The organism is Paraburkholderia dioscoreae (assembly GCF_902459535.1).
Taxonomy (GTDB): Bacteria; Pseudomonadota; Gammaproteobacteria; order Burkholderiales; family Burkholderiaceae; genus Paraburkholderia; species Paraburkholderia dioscoreae.
On record NZ_LR699553.1, the window covers coordinates 1,584,209 to 1,601,333 of the forward strand.

The 17,125-nt window shown below is 64.3% G+C and carries 14 protein-coding genes; 8 read left to right on the forward strand and 6 right to left on the reverse strand.

All coding sequences use genetic code 11. The annotated features are described in order from the left end of the window. Positions 1–21 precede the first annotated feature (21 nt). The 6 genes from hutC (at position 22) to hutG (ending at position 6,734) form a co-directional block, all read left to right on the forward strand. A complete protein-coding gene (gene hutC, locus PDMSB3_RS07065; RefSeq protein ID WP_007182419.1) occupies positions 22–717 on the forward strand; it encodes a histidine utilization repressor in 696 nt (231 codons plus the stop codon). Positions 718–779: 62 nt separating this feature from the next. After that, a complete protein-coding gene (gene hutU, locus PDMSB3_RS07070; protein WP_007182418.1) occupies positions 780–2,468 on the forward strand; it encodes a urocanate hydratase in 1,689 nt (562 codons plus the stop codon). A gap of 2 nt (positions 2,469–2,470) precedes the next feature. Further along, positions 2,471–3,109: a HutD/Ves family protein gene (locus tag PDMSB3_RS07075; RefSeq protein WP_007182417.1), complete on the forward strand. Its 639-nt coding sequence runs from the start codon at positions 2,471–2,473 to the stop codon at positions 3,107–3,109. 85 nt (positions 3,110–3,194) lie between these two features. After that, the gene (hutI, locus tag PDMSB3_RS07080) at positions 3,195–4,430 is read left to right on the forward strand and encodes an imidazolonepropionase (protein ID WP_007182416.1); all 1,236 of its coding nucleotides are present in this window, start codon (positions 3,195–3,197) and stop codon (positions 4,428–4,430) included. Positions 4,431–4,462: 32 nt separating this feature from the next. Further along, positions 4,463–5,851: a formimidoylglutamate deiminase gene (locus PDMSB3_RS07085; protein ID WP_085954228.1), complete on the forward strand. Its 1,389-nt coding sequence runs from the start codon at positions 4,463–4,465 to the stop codon at positions 5,849–5,851. A gap of 67 nt (positions 5,852–5,918) precedes the next feature. Next, positions 5,919–6,734 (forward strand): N-formylglutamate deformylase, encoded by an 816-nt coding sequence (gene hutG, locus PDMSB3_RS07090; RefSeq protein ID WP_165185548.1) that lies wholly within the window; start codon positions 5,919–5,921, stop codon positions 6,732–6,734. Between the two features lie 276 nt (positions 6,735–7,010). Here hutG and PDMSB3_RS07095 read toward each other — a convergent pair whose 3' ends face one another. Continuing rightward, positions 7,011–7,151 carry a hypothetical protein gene (locus PDMSB3_RS07095; protein ID WP_165185551.1) on the reverse strand — a complete coding sequence of 47 codons (141 nt, stop codon included), beginning with the start codon at positions 7,149–7,151 and terminating at the stop codon, positions 7,011–7,013. 334 nt (positions 7,152–7,485) lie between these two features. On the opposite strand from PDMSB3_RS07095, the gene PDMSB3_RS07100 reads away from it, so the two are divergent. Continuing rightward, on the forward strand, positions 7,486–8,151 hold the full coding sequence (locus PDMSB3_RS07100; RefSeq protein WP_165185555.1) for a hypothetical protein: 666 nt from the start codon (positions 7,486–7,488) through the stop codon (positions 8,149–8,151). A 290-nt stretch (positions 8,152–8,441) separates the two neighbouring features. Continuing rightward, positions 8,442–10,355 carry a DUF3857 domain-containing transglutaminase family protein gene (locus tag PDMSB3_RS07105; protein WP_165185558.1) on the forward strand — a complete coding sequence of 638 codons (1,914 nt, stop codon included), beginning with the start codon at positions 8,442–8,444 and terminating at the stop codon, positions 10,353–10,355. A 56-nt stretch (positions 10,356–10,411) separates the two neighbouring features. Here PDMSB3_RS07105 and PDMSB3_RS07110 read toward each other — a convergent pair whose 3' ends face one another. From PDMSB3_RS07110 to glgC, 5 genes are all read right to left on the reverse strand, one after another. Continuing rightward, a complete protein-coding gene (locus PDMSB3_RS07110) occupies positions 10,412–11,563 on the reverse strand; it encodes a branched-chain amino acid ABC transporter substrate-binding protein (protein WP_165185561.1) in 1,152 nt (383 codons plus the stop codon). Between the two features lie 450 nt (positions 11,564–12,013). Then, entirely contained in the window at positions 12,014–12,475 is a 462-nt protein-coding gene (locus tag PDMSB3_RS07115) for a hypothetical protein (RefSeq protein ID WP_007182409.1), read from the reverse strand. A gap of 228 nt (positions 12,476–12,703) precedes the next feature. After that, on the reverse strand, positions 12,704–13,570 hold the full coding sequence (gene pdxY / locus PDMSB3_RS07120) for a pyridoxal kinase PdxY (protein WP_007182408.1): 867 nt from the start codon (positions 13,568–13,570) through the stop codon (positions 12,704–12,706). 328 nt (positions 13,571–13,898) lie between these two features. Then, positions 13,899–15,359, reverse strand: coding sequence for a glycogen synthase GlgA (gene glgA / locus PDMSB3_RS07125; protein ID WP_165185563.1), 1,461 nt, complete (start codon positions 15,357–15,359; stop codon positions 13,899–13,901). A 49-nt stretch (positions 15,360–15,408) separates the two neighbouring features. Then, entirely contained in the window at positions 15,409–16,674 is a 1,266-nt protein-coding gene (gene glgC / locus PDMSB3_RS07130; protein WP_007182406.1) for a glucose-1-phosphate adenylyltransferase, read from the reverse strand. Positions 16,675–17,125 lie beyond the last annotated feature (451 nt).

Sequence of the window (17,125 nt, forward strand, 5' to 3'; positions counted from 1 at the left end):
TCAAGCACGCATATCAAGCCAATGAACGCACCGGCCTATCAGGGCATCAAGGACTTCATCCTCGCGCGCATCCATGCGGGCGAATGGGGTGAAGGCGACCAGGTGCCCTCCGAAAACGAGCTTGCGCGCGAATTCAACGTGGCGCGCATGACGGTCAACCGCGCGTTGCGCGAGCTGACCTCGGAGCAGGTTCTCACGCGCGTGCAAGGTTCGGGCACTTTCGTAGCCCGTCCCAAGTACGAATCGACGCTGGTGGCGATCCGCAGCATCTCCGACGAAATCGTCGCGCGCGGTCATCGTTATCAGGCAAAGGTGCTGCACATCGGCGCGAGCATCGCCGACGAAGCGCTCGCCGAGGAAATGCAGGTGAGCGCGGGCAGCCCGGTGTTTCATTCGCGCGTGCTGCATTTCGAAAACGACGAGCCGGTGCAGCTCGAAGAGCGGTGGGTCAATCCGGCGGTCGCGCCCGAGTACGCGCTCCAGGACTTCACCAACACCACGCCGAACCAGTATCTCGTGCGCGTCGCGCCGTTGCAGCGGGTCGAGTACCGCATCGAGGCGCTAGCCGCCGACGCCGATACGCGCGAACTGTTGACGATGGACGAGATGGAGCCGTGCCTCGTGCTGCATCGGCGCACGTGGTCGCAAAGCCAGGTCGCTTCGATCGCCAATCTCTGGCATCCCGGCAGCCGCTATCGCTTCACCGGACATTTCTGACTACGCCGTCTTTTCCGAACCCGAATCTTTTTCGACCATCTTCAAGCATTCCGAGGGCCATCATGAACAACCCGAAACACATCGACCCGCGTCTCGATCCGACCCGCACGATCCGCGCACCGCGCGGCGCGGAAAAGACCTGCAAGACCTGGATCGCGGAAGCCGCGTACCGGATGATCCAGAACAATCTGGACCCGGAAGTCGCCGAGCATCCGCATGCGCTGGTCGTGTACGGTGGCATTGGCCGTGCGGCGCGCAACTGGGATTGCTTCGATCAGATTCTCAAGTCGCTGAAGGATCTGAACGAAGACGAAACGCTGCTGATTCAATCCGGCAAGCCGGTCGGTGTGTTCCGCACGCATGCCGACGCGCCGCGCGTGCTGCTGGCGAATTCGAATCTGGTGCCGCATTGGGCGACGTGGGAACACTTCCACGAACTCGACCGCAAGGGCCTGATGATGTACGGCCAGATGACGGCGGGCAGCTGGATCTACATTGGCAGCCAGGGCATTGTGCAGGGCACCTACGAGACGTTCTTCTCGGTGGCGAACCAGCATTTCAACGGCGAGCCGAAGGGTCGCTGGATTCTGACCGGCGGCCTCGGCGGCATGGGCGGCGCGCAGCCGCTCGCGGCCACGATGGCCGGTTTCTCGATGATCGCGGTGGAATGCGACGAGACGCGCATCGACTTCCGCCTGAAGACGCGCTACGTCGATAAGAAAGCGAAGACGCTCGACGAAGCGCTCGCCATGCTCGACGAAGCGAAGCAGGCCGGCAAGCCGGTGTCGATCGGCCTGCTGGGCAATGCCGCCGACGTGTTCGCCGAGTGCGTGACGCGCGGCATCACGCCGGATTGCGTGACCGATCAGACCAGCGCGCACGATCCGATTCACGGCTACCTGCCGCAAGGCTGGCGCGTCGAAGACTGGCGTGAGCGCATGAAGACCGCGCCGGATTCGATCATCACGCCGGCCAAGCAGTCGATGGCCAACCAGGTGCAAGCCATGCTGACGCTGCAGGAACGCGGCGCCGCCACGCTCGACTACGGCAACAACATCCGTCAGATGGCGCTGGAAATGGGCGTGCAAAACGCGTTCGATTTCCCGGGTTTCGTGCCGGCGTATATCCGGCCGCTGTTCTGCGAAGGCAAGGGTCCGTTCCGCTGGGTCGCGCTGTCGGGCGATCCTGAGGATATCTACAAGACCGATGCGAAGGTCAAGGAATTGATCCCCGACGACCCGCATCTGCACAACTGGCTCGACATGGCGCGCGAACGCATCGCGTTCCAGGGGTTGCCCGCGCGGATCTGCTGGGTCGGCGTGAAGGATCGCTATCGTCTGGGTCAGGCGTTCAACGAAATGGTCAGGAACGGCGAACTGAAGGCGCCGATCGTGATCGGCCGCGATCACCTCGACACCGGTTCGGTGGCGAGCCCGAATCGCGAAACCGAATCCATGAAAGACGGCTCGGACGCAGTCAGCGACTGGCCGCTGCTCAACGCGCTGCTGAATACGGCGGGCGGCGCCTCGTGGGTGTCGCTGCATCATGGCGGCGGAGTCGGCATGGGCTTTAGCCAGCACTCGGGCGTCGTGATCGTCGCCGATGGCACGGATGCCGCAAAAGAGCGCCTCGGTCGCGTACTGTTCAACGATCCGGCTACCGGCGTGATGCGTCACGCGGATGCGGGCTATGAACTCGCGCAGCAAACGGCGCGCGAGGCAGGTCTCAATCTGCCGATGCTGGGCCGCTGATCGTGGCGCTTCACGGCACGCTCGTCGTCGGCGGGGCAACCCTCACGCTGATTCGCGGCGCCGAACTCGTGGCGGCGCCGTGGAAGAACGGCGGCGGCGTCACGCGCGAGGTGGCGGCGTTTCCCGAAGGCGCGGGGCTCGATGCTTTCGTATGGCGGGTGAGCGTGGCCGATGTCGCGCAAGCCGGGCCGTTCTCGCGCTTTGCCGGCATTGATCGCACGCTCGTGTTGTTGTCCGGCGCGGGCATGTTGCTCGACGAAGCCGGCGACGGGAGCAGCGCGCACGGCGTGAAGACCTACGCGTTGACGCAAGCGCTCGACATGGCCCATTTCACCGGCGAGGCGCGCATCGAGGCACGCCTCGTCGACGGCGCAACGCGCGACTTCAACCTGATGGTGCGTCGCGACGCGGCGCAGGGGGAAGTGCAAGTATGGCGCGGGCCAACGCAACGCACGCTTTCTGCTGACGCGGTTCTGCTGTATTGCGCGCAAGGTGCCGTGCGGGTCACGCCCGGCGACGCGCAACCGCTGCCGCTCGATACCGGCGACACGCTGCGCATCGATTCGCCGCACGCGCTGTCATGCGCGGTGGAAGGCGAGGGCGCCTTGCTCGCGATCAGCATCCGCTACGCAAAAAGATGACGACGATTCGCGTGCATACTCGCCAATGTCACGGCGCACGCACGCGAACCACCACAGACACGCAACAAGCTGCAAAGAGCACGCGATGAAGCAAACCGTCTGGCATCACCTGAAACTTTGCCCGCAGGGCGATCCCCAACACACGCTGCCCGATGCCGCGATCGCCGTTGAAAACGGCACGATCGTGTGGCTCGGCGCGGCCTCCGCATTGCCCGCCGGCTACGCCGCATGGCCGCGCGAAGATCTGCACGGCGCGTGGGTGACGCCCGGTCTCGTTGATTGCCATACGCACCTGGTGTACGGCGGGCAACGCGCGGACGAGTTCGCGCAGCGCCTCGCGGGCGTCAGCTACGAAGAAATCGCGCGGCAGGGCGGCGGTATCGTCTCCACGGTGCGCGCCACGCGTGCCGCGGACGAAGCCTCGCTGCTGCGTCAGTCGGCTGCGCGGCTCGAACCCTTGCTCGCTGAAGGCGTGACGACCGTCGAGATCAAATCCGGCTACGGCCTCGATCTCGCCAGTGAGCGCAAGATGCTGCGCGTAGCGCGTCAATTGGGCGAGCGTTATCCCGTGACGGTCTACACGACGTTTCTCGGCGCGCACGCGCTACCGCCTGAATTCGCCGGCCGCGCCGATGCGTATATCGACGAAGTCTGCAACACGATGCTGCCGACGCTCGCGGACGAAGGTCTCGTCGACGCGGTCGATGTGTTCTGCGAGCGCATCGGCTTTTCGCTGGAACAGAGCGAGCGCGTCTTCAAGGCGGCGGAGCGTTACCAACTGCCGGTGAAAATGCATGCCGAGCAGTTGTCGAACGGCGGCGGCACGGCACTCGCGACGCGTCATCATGCGCTGTCCGCCGACCACCTCGAATTTCTCGACGAAGCCGGCGTTGCCGCGATGAAGGAAGCCGGCACGGTGGCCGTGTTGCTGCCGGGCGCGTATTACTTCATCCGCGAGACGCAGTTGCCGCCGTTGGAATTGCTGCGGCGCTATCAGGTGCCGATTGCGATTTCGACCGACAGCAACCCCGGCACGTCGCCCGCCACGTCGCTGCTGCTGATGATGAATATGGCGACCACACTCTTTCGCATGACCGTACCCGAAGTGCTGCAAGGCGTGACGTCGCACGCGGCGCGCGCGCTCGGCAAGGCGGATCGGCACGGCTCGCTGGAAGCAGGGCGCGCGGCCGATTTCGCGGTGTGGTCGGTCGACTCGCTGGCCGAGCTGGCTTACTGGATTGGACGCCCGTTGTGCGCGCGAGTGGTGCGTGCGGGCGAGACCGTTTATGCGCGGCGTGAATCGAGCCAGGGCTTGAGATGACGCAATCGCAATCGCAATCGCAGAAGCAACCCATGAATCAATCGCTATTCGCCGGGCACGCGTATCTGCCGGATGGCTGGCGCCGCAACGTGCTGCTCGAGTGGGACGCAAACGGCACGCTGACGGCCGTTACGCCTGATACTTCCACGGTGCCCGCCGGCGTGCAAAAAGCCGCCGGTCCGGTATTGCCTGGCATGCCGAATCTTCATTCTCACGCGTTTCAGCGCGCGATGGCCGGCCTCACCGAATATCGCGCTGCCTCCGGCGCGGGCGCCACGGATAATTTCTGGAGCTGGCGCGATCTGATGTATCGCTTCGCCGCGCGCATCACGCCGGAGGGTCTGGCGAGCGTCGCACAGTGGCTGTACATCGAGATGCTGAAGGCGGGCTATACGTCGGTGTGCGAGTTTCACTATGTACATCACATGCCGGGGGGCGAGCGCTATGCGAATCAGGCGGAACTCGCGCAGCGTGTCGTGGATGCGGCATCAACGAGCGGGATCGGCATGACGATGCTGCCGGTGCTGTATCAGTACGGCGGCTTCGGCTCACGTGCGCCGCGTGACGATCAGCGGCGTTTCATCAACACGCCGGAGAGTTTGCTCGATCTGCTCGGCACGTTGCGCGCGGCGCGCCCTGAAAGCGCCGCGTTGCGTTATGGCGTGGCGCCGCATTCGCTGCGCGCGGTTTCCGCGGATTCATTGCGCGCGCTGCTCGGCGGTATCGACGGCACCGCGCCCGTGCATATTCATATTGCCGAACAGACCGCCGAAGTCGACGCGTGCCTCGAAACCGAAGGGGCGCGTCCGGTGCAATGGCTGCTCGATCGGTTCGATGTCGACAGCCGCTGGTGCCTCGTGCATGCCACCCATGTGGATACCAACGAAACGCTGGCGCTCGCGAAGAGCGGCGCCGTCGCCGGCTTGTGCCTGACGACCGAAGCCAATCTCGGCGACGGCATTTTTCCGGCGCAGGACTATCTCGACGCGCAAGGGCGCATTGGCGTGGGCTCGGATAGCCATATCGGCGTCGATTGGCGCGCGGAACTGCGGTTGCTCGAATACGGGCAGCGCCTCACACGGCGGCAGCGCAACGTGCTGGCGTCGGCGCAAGCGACGCATGTCGCCGACCGTCTGTACGACGCCGCGCTGGCAGGCGGCGCGCGCGCGACGGGCCGCGCGGTCGGCGCCTTGCAGCCGGGCCGCCGCGCCGATTGGCTCGTGCTCGACGCGGATCATTCGAACATCGCCGAGCATGTGCCGGACACGTGGCTCTCGGGCGTTGTATTCTGCGAGCATGGCGATACGCCGATTCGCGATGTCTATGCCGGTGGCGAGAAGGTCGTCGACAACCGCCGGCATCGCGATGAAGAGGGCGCGTACGCGCGCTATCGCGTGGCGCTTGCGGAACTGCTCAAATAAAGCGCGCGAGCGGGCCTTTGCACGATCTGCTGAACTGATTCTTCGATCCTATCGATTCCGGACTGACATGACTGCTTCGAATACACCGCCGGTTTTCTCGCTGCATCAGGGACGCCTGCCGCTCCTTGTTTCGATTCCACATCTCGGCACGCAAATTCCCGCCGACATCGCCGCGACCATGACGCCGGTCGCGCAACGCACCGACGATTGCGACTGGCATCTGGATCGTCTCTACGCGTTCGCGACACGCATGGGTGCGTCGGTTCTTTCGCCGACCTACGCGCGTTACGTGATCGACCTGAACCGTCCGCCCGACGGCGCGAACCTCTACCCGGGTCAGGACACGACTGGCCTGTTGCCGGTCGATACCTTCGACAAGGAACCGTTGTATCTCGACGGCCATCTGCCCACCGAGGCCGAAGTCGCGCGTCGTCGCGATGCTTACTGGAAACCGTATCACGAGGCGCTGCAGGGCGAGCTCGCGGCATTGAAAGCGAAACACGGCAGAGTGCTGCTGTGGGAAGCGCATTCGATCCGCTCGCACGTGCCGCGTTTCTTCGAAGGACGTCTGCCCGATTTCAACTTCGGCACGGCCAATGGTGCGAGCGCGGTGGCGGGATTGGCCGAGGAAATGGCCGCTATCGTCGAGCGGCATGACGGCGGCTATTCGGCTATCGCCAACGGCCGCTTCAAGGGCGGGTACATCACGCGCGAGTACGGGCAGCCGTCGCAAGGCGTGCATGCCTTGCAACTCGAACTGTCGCAGATCACGTATATGGAAGAGCACATGCCGTATGCGTATGACGAAACGCTGGCTGCGAAAGTCGAGCCCTTGCTGGAAGCGCTCGTCGTCAATGCATTGGAGCGCGTCGAGGCGGCGTGACGCCGGCGTTATACGTTGTAGCCTGCACTGCGGGCTCTCTCTCTTCTCTTCCACGCGGTTCACGACGCTGCGCAAGTTGCGCAACGCCGTGTCCGCGTCGGCTTACGCCGCAAAGGTGTAACAGCATGTGTCCGTGATTGCATGCTGCCGTGTTCGCGCAGAACGTATGGAACGCGTATGGCGCGTTGCTCCGTGCCCAACCTTGCCGGCGAAAAAAAGCCCCGCTTCTAGCGGGGCTTTGCAGTGTGCCGTGCCGGTCAGGGCATGGCGCCACCCTTAATGGCAGCGGTTTTCCCAGTGATGATGAACGCGTACCTTGTGGCACTCGCGATGATGATGATGCTCATACGCTTGTGCGGGAGCGATGGCGCTCAGTGCGGCGACGGCAGCCGCGATGGCGAGGACGATCTTCTTCATTACAGAATCCTTAACTCAGTGTTGGGGTACTAACGCTGCAGCACGGGGCGTACCGCAGCGGTTTGCAAGCATGCCACATTGCGCGCGTGGTGCGGAGGAACGCTGACCAGACGCACGTGTCAATTCACAACGGCGAGCGCCGCGAACCGCCTCTGGCGGTGAAGGGCGGCTGACGGTGTGCATTGGCGCGGTGGCGTGTAATTACGACAGATCGACGCTCACGCGCTGAGATGCCGGGATTGCGCGTTATGCGGTGAAGCGGCTACCCTTTCAAAACGATGACGCGCGCGAGCGCGTGATCACTACATCGGGCAAAAAGATGGAAGACCCAGCGATGGAAGATTCCGACGAATTGCTGCTCCCGGTCTGGCGAGCGAACCTGGTGCTGTTGACCCGCGAGGTCGGTGCGGCGACGCGTCTCGCGCGCATGATGACCTTTTCCGCGAGCTACCTGAAACTGATGTTGTCCGGTCAACGCGAATTCAGCGAGGAATTCGTGCGGGGGATCGAAGCGGTCACCGGATTGCCGGGTGGCTGGATGAACGTCCCGCACACCGAGCAGGACATACCGCTCAACGCACGCGAAGCGATCGACAACGAACAGCCGCTCGCGCGCTTTCGCGGTACGGCGCATCCCGTGCGAAAGAAGACGGTGCTGCGCCCGCCTGAGCCGATCTTCGGCCAGCCGGGACCGGCCAGACGTGTCGAAGAAGAAACCCTCGACGCTGAAACGCACCGGCGGCAGGCGCATTTTCGCAAGGTCCGCGACGTGGCGATTCAGGAGGTGCGGCGTTTCGAGCGGCATCTGAGTCATGCGCCGGTGGAACTGGCGTTGGTGCGCGCCAAGGTGGAAGACGTGATCGCCGCCGCCGATCTCGAGGATCCGATCCAGGCCGATCTCGCGGGGCGGCTGGAGCAGATCGAAAAACATCGCCATCTGCTGCTCAGGCACGTGGAGCGGTTGCAGGCTTTACTCGGGCAGCTCGGCGAAACGGAGTAATGGCGCGCTGCTGTCCGTTCATTATGTGTGCTTCTTCGATTCCAAGTAGTTGGATCGGGACTAGTGAAACGGGTGGAAACAACGAAAACGCGCGCCGGCTGCCAATGTGCTAAAACCACGCTACGAACTGAGCCGGGGTGCATCTTGGGGAAAATAGCCGTCACGTTGCAGCGGGCGCTCGCCGGCGTCACTGTCTCGCCATGCGTCGCGCGAACGGTGCGGCGCATGTTTCGCGTTGCATTCGCTTCGAGTCCGCGAGCCACGCGCGCGCCGGGCAGGGCGCGGTGCACATGAGGCGGTGCCCGGCGGTTTTTCTCAGGCTGGCCTTCTGGCTGACGCTTGGCGCACTGTCGCCGGCTATCGCATGGGCCGACGACAGCGCGTCCACCGTATCCGGCGACGACCTCGCGCCCTCCACAATCGAGCGCGACGTCCATCTCTTCACGATCCAGAAAGACGGCTCCATCGAGGAACACGACGACACGGTTCTGCGCGCCAACACGACGAGCGGCGTCGACGATATCGCGCAACGCTATGTGTGGTTCAACAAGGACATCGAGCAGGTGCAGTTGCTGGCCGCGGAAACGATCGATCCGGGCGGCGTCGCGCATCCCGTCGGTCCCGAGGCGATCCGCGACGTGCAGGAGCCGCGCTCCGCAGGCGCGCCGAGCTTCGAGGACGGTGTGTTGCGCACGGTGATTTTCCCCGGCGTGGAGCCGGGCTCACGCGTGCATCTGGCGTTTCGCAAGACCCGCACGAAACCGTTGCAGGCGGGCACCTTCGCGTATCTCGTCGAACCGACGCGCGACCCCGTCGAACTGCAGCGCCTGATTTTCGATCTGCCCGCCGACGTGCCGCTTTATGCCGACGCGCGCGGCTACGTCGCTGTGCCGCCGGTCACGGCCAACGGCCGTACCCGCTACGAGTTCGACTATCGGCACGGGCCGTATGCGCCGCTCGAAGCGGGGTCGGTCGGCTATGCGAACTGGGGCGACCGCCTGATGGTATCGACGGTGCCGGACTTCGCGAATTTTGCCGCGCGGTATCGCGGGCCCGCGCTCGACGCGACGATTGGCGATCCGGCGATCGTCCGCCTCGCGCAAGCGCTGACCGCCGGCGCCGCCGACCCGCGCGCGAAGGCGCAGTTGCTGTACGACTGGATGCGTTTGAATATCCGCTACGTGGCCTTGTTTCTCGGCGAGACGGCGGCGATTCCGCACAAGACGATCGATATCCTGCGCAACCGTTATGGCGACTGCAAGGATCATGTCGCGCTCTATGGGGCATTGCTCGCCGCGGTCGGCATCCGCAGCGAGGCTGTGTTGCTCAACCTCGGGCCGTACTACAGTTTGCCCGACGTGCCCGGCTACGGCGCAAGCGCAATCAATCACGCGATTGTCTGGATTCCTGAGTTGTCGTTGTATGCGGATACGACCGCCGGCGGCACGGCATTCGGTTATCTGCCGCCGAGCGTGATGGACAGGCCGGTGCTGCTGGTGGACGAGGGCGTCCTTTCGCGAACGCCGGCCACGCAGTTGCGCGAACGCAGCGCGCGCGTGCAGATCGACGTCGATGAAAGCGGCGCGGCGCATTACGCCTACCGCGCGGAAGACGCGGGTTTTACCGCCGAAATAGAGCGCAACACGTTTCGGCGGGCGACGCGGCAACGCACGCAGCAAATCGCCGCGAACCGTTTATTACAGACGGGTCTGCACGGCACCGCGCAATTGCACACGGCGGATCTCATCGCCACAAATGGGCCGTTTGCCACGTCGATGCAGGGAAAAGTGGAGCATTTCGTCTGGACCGACGGCACCACTGCAATACCGGCGTTGACGAGTTTCTCCGGCGGCATGGGCTCGCAGGTGCAGGCGTGGCTTGCGGAGCCTCTGAGGACTCAGCCGTGGACTTGCATAGGTGGAGAATTCGACGAGACGCTGGAAATGACGCTGCCGCGCTTCGCGCGGGTGACGGATTTGCCGGCCGACACCGCGGTGCAGAACCGCTTCGTGACGTTTTCATCCAGCTACGTGTTCGATCCCGCCGCGCGGCTCCTGCAGGTCAGGCGGCACCTGCGCGCCGCCTTTGGCCATCAGATGTGTTCTGCTAATGAATTCGCCGAAATGCACGACGACCTCGTGCGAATCGAGCGGGATCTCGATGCCGGACTGGTCGTCAAGGTTACGGATTCGAAGAATCGGTAGCGATGTTGCCGGCACGGGCGCAAACAACGAAACCCATGCCGGAACCGGAAAGTACCTTAGCTGCCCGTCTTCGTCACGATGGGCACCCACGCTCCGCTCTTGACCTGATAGAGCGTCGATGCGCCGCTCTTCAACGCGCCGGTGCTGTCGAACGAAATCTTGCCGGTCACGCCGTCGAAATCGATGGCCTTGAGCACGGGCCGGTAGACGTTCGGCGAGGCGGATTTGGCCTGCTGCATGGCCTTGATCGCGGCCCATGCGCCGTCATAGCCGAACGGCGCGTAGGACAGGATATCCACGCCAAAACGCTTCTTGAACTTCGTGGAGAAATCCTTGCCGCCGGGCAGTTGGGCGAGCGGCCGTCCATATTCCCAGGCCATCACGCCCTCAGCCGAATCGCCGGCTAGCTTGATGAAATCCTGATCCATCACGCCGCCGCCGCCCACCAGTTGCGCGTTCATGCCCAGCTGCTTCATGCGCTTCGCGAAGCCGGCGGCCTGCGTGTCCAGTCCGCCGAAGAAAATCAGATCGGCGTTGGTCGATTTGAGCTTGGTGATCTGCGTGCTGAAATCGACTGCTTTATTGTCGGTGTACTCACGCGCGATGATGCTGCCGCCATGTGCTTTCACCGCCTTCTCGAATTCGTCGGCCTCGCCCTGGCCGAACGCGGTCCGGTCGTCGATGATCGCGATGCGTTTGGCCTTGGTCACCTGCACGGCATACACGCCCGCATTGCCGGCGTTTTGCCCGTCGGTGGAAATCACCATGAAGGTGTTCGCGAAGCCGCGTCCCGTGATGACCGGATTCGTGGCCGCCGGGTCGATCACCGGAATGCCGGCCTGCTCGTAGATCTGCGAGGCGGGAATCGTCGTGCCCGAGTTGAAGTGGCCCACCACGGCCGACACGCCCGAGTCGACCAGCTTCTGCGCGGCTTGCACGCCGATGCGCGGGTCGGCCTGGTCGTCTTCGGAAACGATCTGGAATTGCGCGACTTTGTCGCCGATCTTGATCTTCTGCGCGTTGGCTTCCTCGATCGCGAGCCGGACACCGTTCTCCAGATCCTTGCCGTAGCCGGCGTTGGCGCCCGTCAGCGGCGCGGCAAAACCGATCTTCACCGGCAGGTCGTCGGCGAACGTGGCCGGTGGCGCGACGGCGAAGATAGCGCCAACGAACAGGGCAAGCGGTTTCAGCGTATTGCGAAGACTCATGGTCTCTCCTTCCATCGACAGTTCAGGGTGTGAAAGCGGCAAGGCAGTAACGCTGGATTTCGACGCACGAGCGTGCACATTGCACGGCGCGCATCGGGAGACTCGGATGATCGGTCGCCATAAACAATAGTGGAATACGCCCGAGGGAAGCCCCCTGGGGACGCACCGGCGCGTTCATCCGTCCGTCAATCTGGCCCGAATATAGAAAGCCAATTTGCCGTCGTCTTGGCAGTTCAAGGCGTTTTGAATGAGCATTTCGGCATAGCCGACGCAGCGCATTCGCTGACAGCGTGCGGGTACGGATGCCGGCGCGGGGGTGCCGATTGCGGCACATGCTTAAGAGACCGGCGCGAATGCGCCGGCCGGGTGTCCGCGGCGCAGCGTCGGGAACGATCCCGCATGCCTGCGCCGAGGTAAAGGCGTCGTGAAGTGCGAACTAAAGCCGAGCGCTCAGTGCTCGCCTTGCTGGCGCAGCAATTCTTCACGCAGACGCAGAAGGGGCGCCTTGGTGTCGTCGTCGGCCCATGTGTCGAGATCGTCGATGGCGCGCTGGCAGCCGTCGAGCACGAGGTCGAGATCCACCGGCACGCCGTTGTTCAGCGCGAATTCGATGGTCTCGGCGAACTGCTGGCATTCGTCCTCACCGTACGAGATGTCGAGGTTGTCGGCGATCACTTCCGCGATATTGCTGCGCGCTTTGTCGTCCGGCGTCACCATGTCGACGATGCCGCGCGCCACCGCGGGCGAATAGTAGAGCGCAATGTCGAGCCACTGCGCGGGATCGAAATCGGCCTGGTCGAACTGGCTCTCGAAGAACTCGATCGCTTCCTGTTCGTGCGTCTCGTCGGCATCGACGCTGATGCACAACTGCTCAAAATATTCTTCCCGCTCGCTGCGGATATAACCGTCCATCGATGCCTCGTCTGCTGAATGCCGGGTGCCTGAAAGTGCGGCGCGGAAGGGCACGGGCCTCGTCCACGCGGCACGCATTATAGGACGGCCCGCTGACTGGCGCGGGCGCGCGGCATGAGTTACCTCGCTCGTGGCGGCGGCCATTACGGATCGCTCGTGCTGGCGTATAACAGCATTTCCGCTCCCGTAGTGCGGGGATGACCTGGCGCAGGCGTGCCTGCACGCCACCTACGCCGTATCCGCCACCCATGCATCGAACCACTCGCGCGGCTGCGCGATTTCACTTTGCGCGGCGACCAGTTCGAGCTCGTAGCGTCCCGCTTGCCAGGTTGCCTTCACCACCGCATTCACGGCGGCAAGCGTGTGTTCGAAGGCGGCGCGGATCGAATCGCCGAGCAACGTACGCGCGACGAACACCGCGCTCGTCAGATCGCCCACCCCCACCGGTTGCCGTGCGAACGGGTAGAGCGGGCGCTGTCCCATCCATGCTTCGCGTTCGGTGACGACCAGCATGTTGAAGCGGTCGGCGGGGCTGTTGCGATCGAGCAGATGTTTGACCAGCACCAGCTTCGGCCCGCGCGCAATGAGCTCGCGGCACGCCGTGACGGCTTCCTCCAGCGTCTCGATCTCGCGGCCCACCAGACGCTGCAATTCGGTGTGGTTCGGCGCCATTGCGTCGGCCACTTCGGGCATGGTGCGCACGAGAAATTCCTGAATGCCCGGCTCGACCTTGCAGCCGCTCACGGCGCCCATGACCGGATCGCAGAAGTACCATGCACGCGGATTGGCGGCCTTCACCGCCTTGACGATCTCCAGCACCGACTGCGCCTGTTCGGGCGTGCCCAGATAGCCGGAAAGCACGGCGTCGCAACGCGGCAGCATGCCGATCGCGCCGATGCCGTCGACCAGATCCACCATTTGCGCGGCGTCGATCGCGCCGCCGGTCCAATGACCGTATTGCGTGTGGTTCGAGAACTGCACGGTGTTGAGCGGCCACACGTTGACGCCGAGCCGACGCATCGGAAACACGGCCGCGCTGTTGCCGGCGTGACCGAAGACGACATGTGACTGGATGCTCAGAACGTTTTTCGTCATGGTATGGCCCGCGCAAACGGGTAGGCGCGATCAATGAAAACAGGAAGGATGCGCCGCGGCGGCGATCCGGCAGGTGCGGAATGCCTGATGCGGCAGGACTGCTTCAGATGGTGCAGGAAATCGGCACACTCTGCATCGTCAGGAAACAATACATGAGTTTGCCGCGCGCGAGTTGATCCGTCCCCGAGTTGTTGCGTCGAACCATCAAACGCGCGGGCGGCGCAGGCTGGGCGGCGAGAGCGCTGGCCGCCCGGAAAAGACGGGTCAAGCCGGCTTCGGCGACTCAAGGCTCCACGCAGTTGAGGCCAGGTGGCCACGTCGGGCGAGCTCAGGCGAGCTCGCGATAGAGCGCCAGATAGCGCTCCGCCGAGGCGCCCCAGCCGAAGTCCTGGCGCATCGCGCGCCGCTGGGCCGCTTTCCATTCGGCGCGGCGTTCATGGAGCGCGAAGGCGCGGCGGATCGCGGCGCCTATGCCCTTCAGATCGAAGCGTTCGAACACGAAACCGGTGGCGAGGTCGTCGGCGAGATTTTCGAGCGACGCGTCCACCACCGTGTCTGCAAGACCGCCCACGCAATGCACGAGCGGCAGCGAGCCGTAAGCGAGCGCATACAGTTGAGTCAAGCCGCAGGGCTCGAAACGCGACGGCACCGCGATCACGTCGCTGCCCGCGACGATCGTATGCGCGAGCTTCTCGTCGAAGCCGAGTTCCACCGCGACGACTTCCGGGTGCGCATGCGCGACGCGTTTCAAACCGTTTTCCAGCGCTGGGTCGCCGGTGCCGAATACCACCAGTTGGCCGCCATGTTTGATGATTTCGGGCACGGCCTCGAGCAGCAGGTCGAGGCCTTTCTGTTCGGTCAGGCGGCTCACCACGCCGAACAGCAGCGCGTCGCTTTTCTGCGCGAGGCCGAAGCATTTTTGCAGCGCTTCCTTGCACGCCAGTTTGCCGGCGAGGCGCGTGGCGCTGTAGTGGTCTTCGAGGAGCGCGTCGCTGGCCGGATTCCAGACCGTGTAGTCGACGCCGTTCAGAATGCCGCTCAGGTCGTGCGAGCGATGGCGCAGCAGCCCGTCGAGTCCGCCGCCCTGGGCGAGCGTCTGGATTTCGCGCGCGTAGGTGGGGCTCACGGTGGTGATGCGGTCGCTGAAGTAAAGGCCGGCCTTGAGAAACGACAGTTGCCCGTAGAACTCCACGCCGTGCATGCTGAAGTAGTCCGCCGGCAGGCCCAGTTGACCGAACTGGTGCGCGGGAAACACGCCTTGATACGCGAGATTGTGCACCGTGAAGACGCTGCGCGCGAAAGACCGGCCATGCTGGCGTTCGGCCGCTTTCAGATAGGCTGGCGCGAGCCCCGCATGCCAGTCGTGCGCGTGGACGATCTGTGGTGACCAGGCCGGGTCAAGCTGCTGCCCGAGTTGCGCGGCGACCCAGCCGAGCAACGCGAAACGCTGGGCGTTGTCGCCGTACGGCACGTGCTCGTCGTTCAGATAGGGATTGCCGGGCCGGTCGTACAGCGTGCTCGCGCGGATCACATAGACGATCAGGCCGTTCGACGCCAGCGTGCCCCGTTCGAGCGTGACGCCCGGTGCATCGAACCGGCGCCCCAGTTGCGCGACCGGCGCGAGATCGGTCAAACCGGCCACCACCGCCGGGAAGCCGGGCAACAGCACGCGCACATCGGCGCCGCGCTCGATCAGCGCGGGCGGCAGCGCGCCCGCGACGTCGGCGAGACCGCCCGTTTTGAGGAGGGGATACAGCTCGCTTGCGACGTGCAGGGCGCGAATCGTCATAGGCTCCGTCTCATCCTGGGTTGGTGCGGCTCGCGGCTGGCGGCCGGCCTTACTTCACCGTCTGCCGCAAGGCTTCCGGCGTGACCAGCACCACGCCGTCGTCGGTACGGTAAAAGCGCTCGGCATCGCTCACCGGATCTTCGCCGATTACCGTGCCGTCCGGTATCGCGCAGCCGCGGTCTATCACCACTTTCTGCAGCCGGCAGCTCGCGCCGACGGTAACCTGCGGCAACAAGACTGCCTCATTGATGTTACAGAACGAACTCACTTTGACGTTCGACGAGAGCACCGAGCGCGAGATCTGCGAGCCCGAGATCACGCAGCCCCCGCACACGATCAGATTATTGCCCGAGCCCTGCAGCCCCTTCATGTCGCGCACGAATTTGGCCGGCGGCAACTGTTCCTGATATGTCCAGATCGGCCAGCTGCGATCGTAGAGATCGAGCGTCGGAATGGTCGAGGCGAGGTCGAGATTGGCGGCCCAGTATGCGTCGATCGTGCCGACGTCGCGCCAGTACGGCTCCACGTTCGGGTCCGACGACACGCACGACATGCTGAACGGATGCGCGATCGCCATGCCTTGCGTGACGACGCGCGGCAGGATGTCCTTGCCGAAGTCGTGATCGGTGTCGACGGACGAGATGTTCTCCTCGAGCAGCGAATACAGGTAGTCGGCGCTGAACACGTAGATGCCCATGCTGGCGAGCGCCGTATCCGGGCGGCCGGGTATGGCGGGCGGGTCGGCGGGCTTTTCCACGAAGCCGGTCACGCGGCGGTTTTCATCCACGTGCATCACGCCGAAGGCCACCGCGTCCATGCGCGGCACCTCGATACAGCCGACCGTGCAGTCCGCGCCGCTCTCCGCGTGGTCCGCGATCATGCGCGTGTAGTCCATCTTGTAGATGTGGTCGCCGGCCAGCACCACCACGTATTTCGGCCGGATGGAACGGATGATGTCGAGGTTCTGGAACACCGCGTCCGCGGTGCCGCGATACCAGTGCGCGCCTTCCACGCGTTGTTGCGCGGGCCACAGGTCGATGAACTCGCCGAACTCGCCGCGCAGGAAGCTCCAGCCGCGCTGCAGGTGACGCAGCAGCGAGTGCGCCTTGTACTGCGTGACGACTGCGATGCGGCGGATGCCGGAGTTCAGGCAGTTGGACAGCGCGAAGTCGATGATCCGGTATTTGCCGCCGAAGTGCACGGCCGGCTTGACGCGTTTGTTGGTAAGCGGCCCGAGCCGCGTGCCCCGTCCGCCCGCCAGGACGATGGCGAGGGTGGTGCGTTGCAGATCGTTCAGCCGTGCCGGAGTGTCCATGTCTGTCTCCTTTATCGACCGGAGTGAGCGCGAAGCGCCGACTCCGGTCCCATGCAAGATGGTTGCTGGTTAGTATGCCCCGGATGGTTCGGTCGCTTGCTCTCCCTGATGATTCGTGCTGCCAGGCGGCTCCGTCTTCGCGGGCCCGTCTGCCAGTTCTATCACTGAATGGCCGCGGCCGAGTAGTCTGAATTGTGCCGATGCGGTTCGCGTGCGCACCTTGCGCACGATCAACCCTTGCATCGCGGCGCTCCGTGCGCCACGACACATAGAGGGCGAAGTCGGGCACCGCAATATGCGTGCCACGGCCGGCCGGCGGCTTGATGAGCCTGGGCCGGCGGCAGCAGAGTCCGGCGGGGCGTCGTAGAATCGTCGGCTCCCGGCCGGAGGTTCGGGCGCCGGCCTGGCCGTGCGTCTGCCTCGCATGGCTCCCCGTGCTTTTCCCTTGATA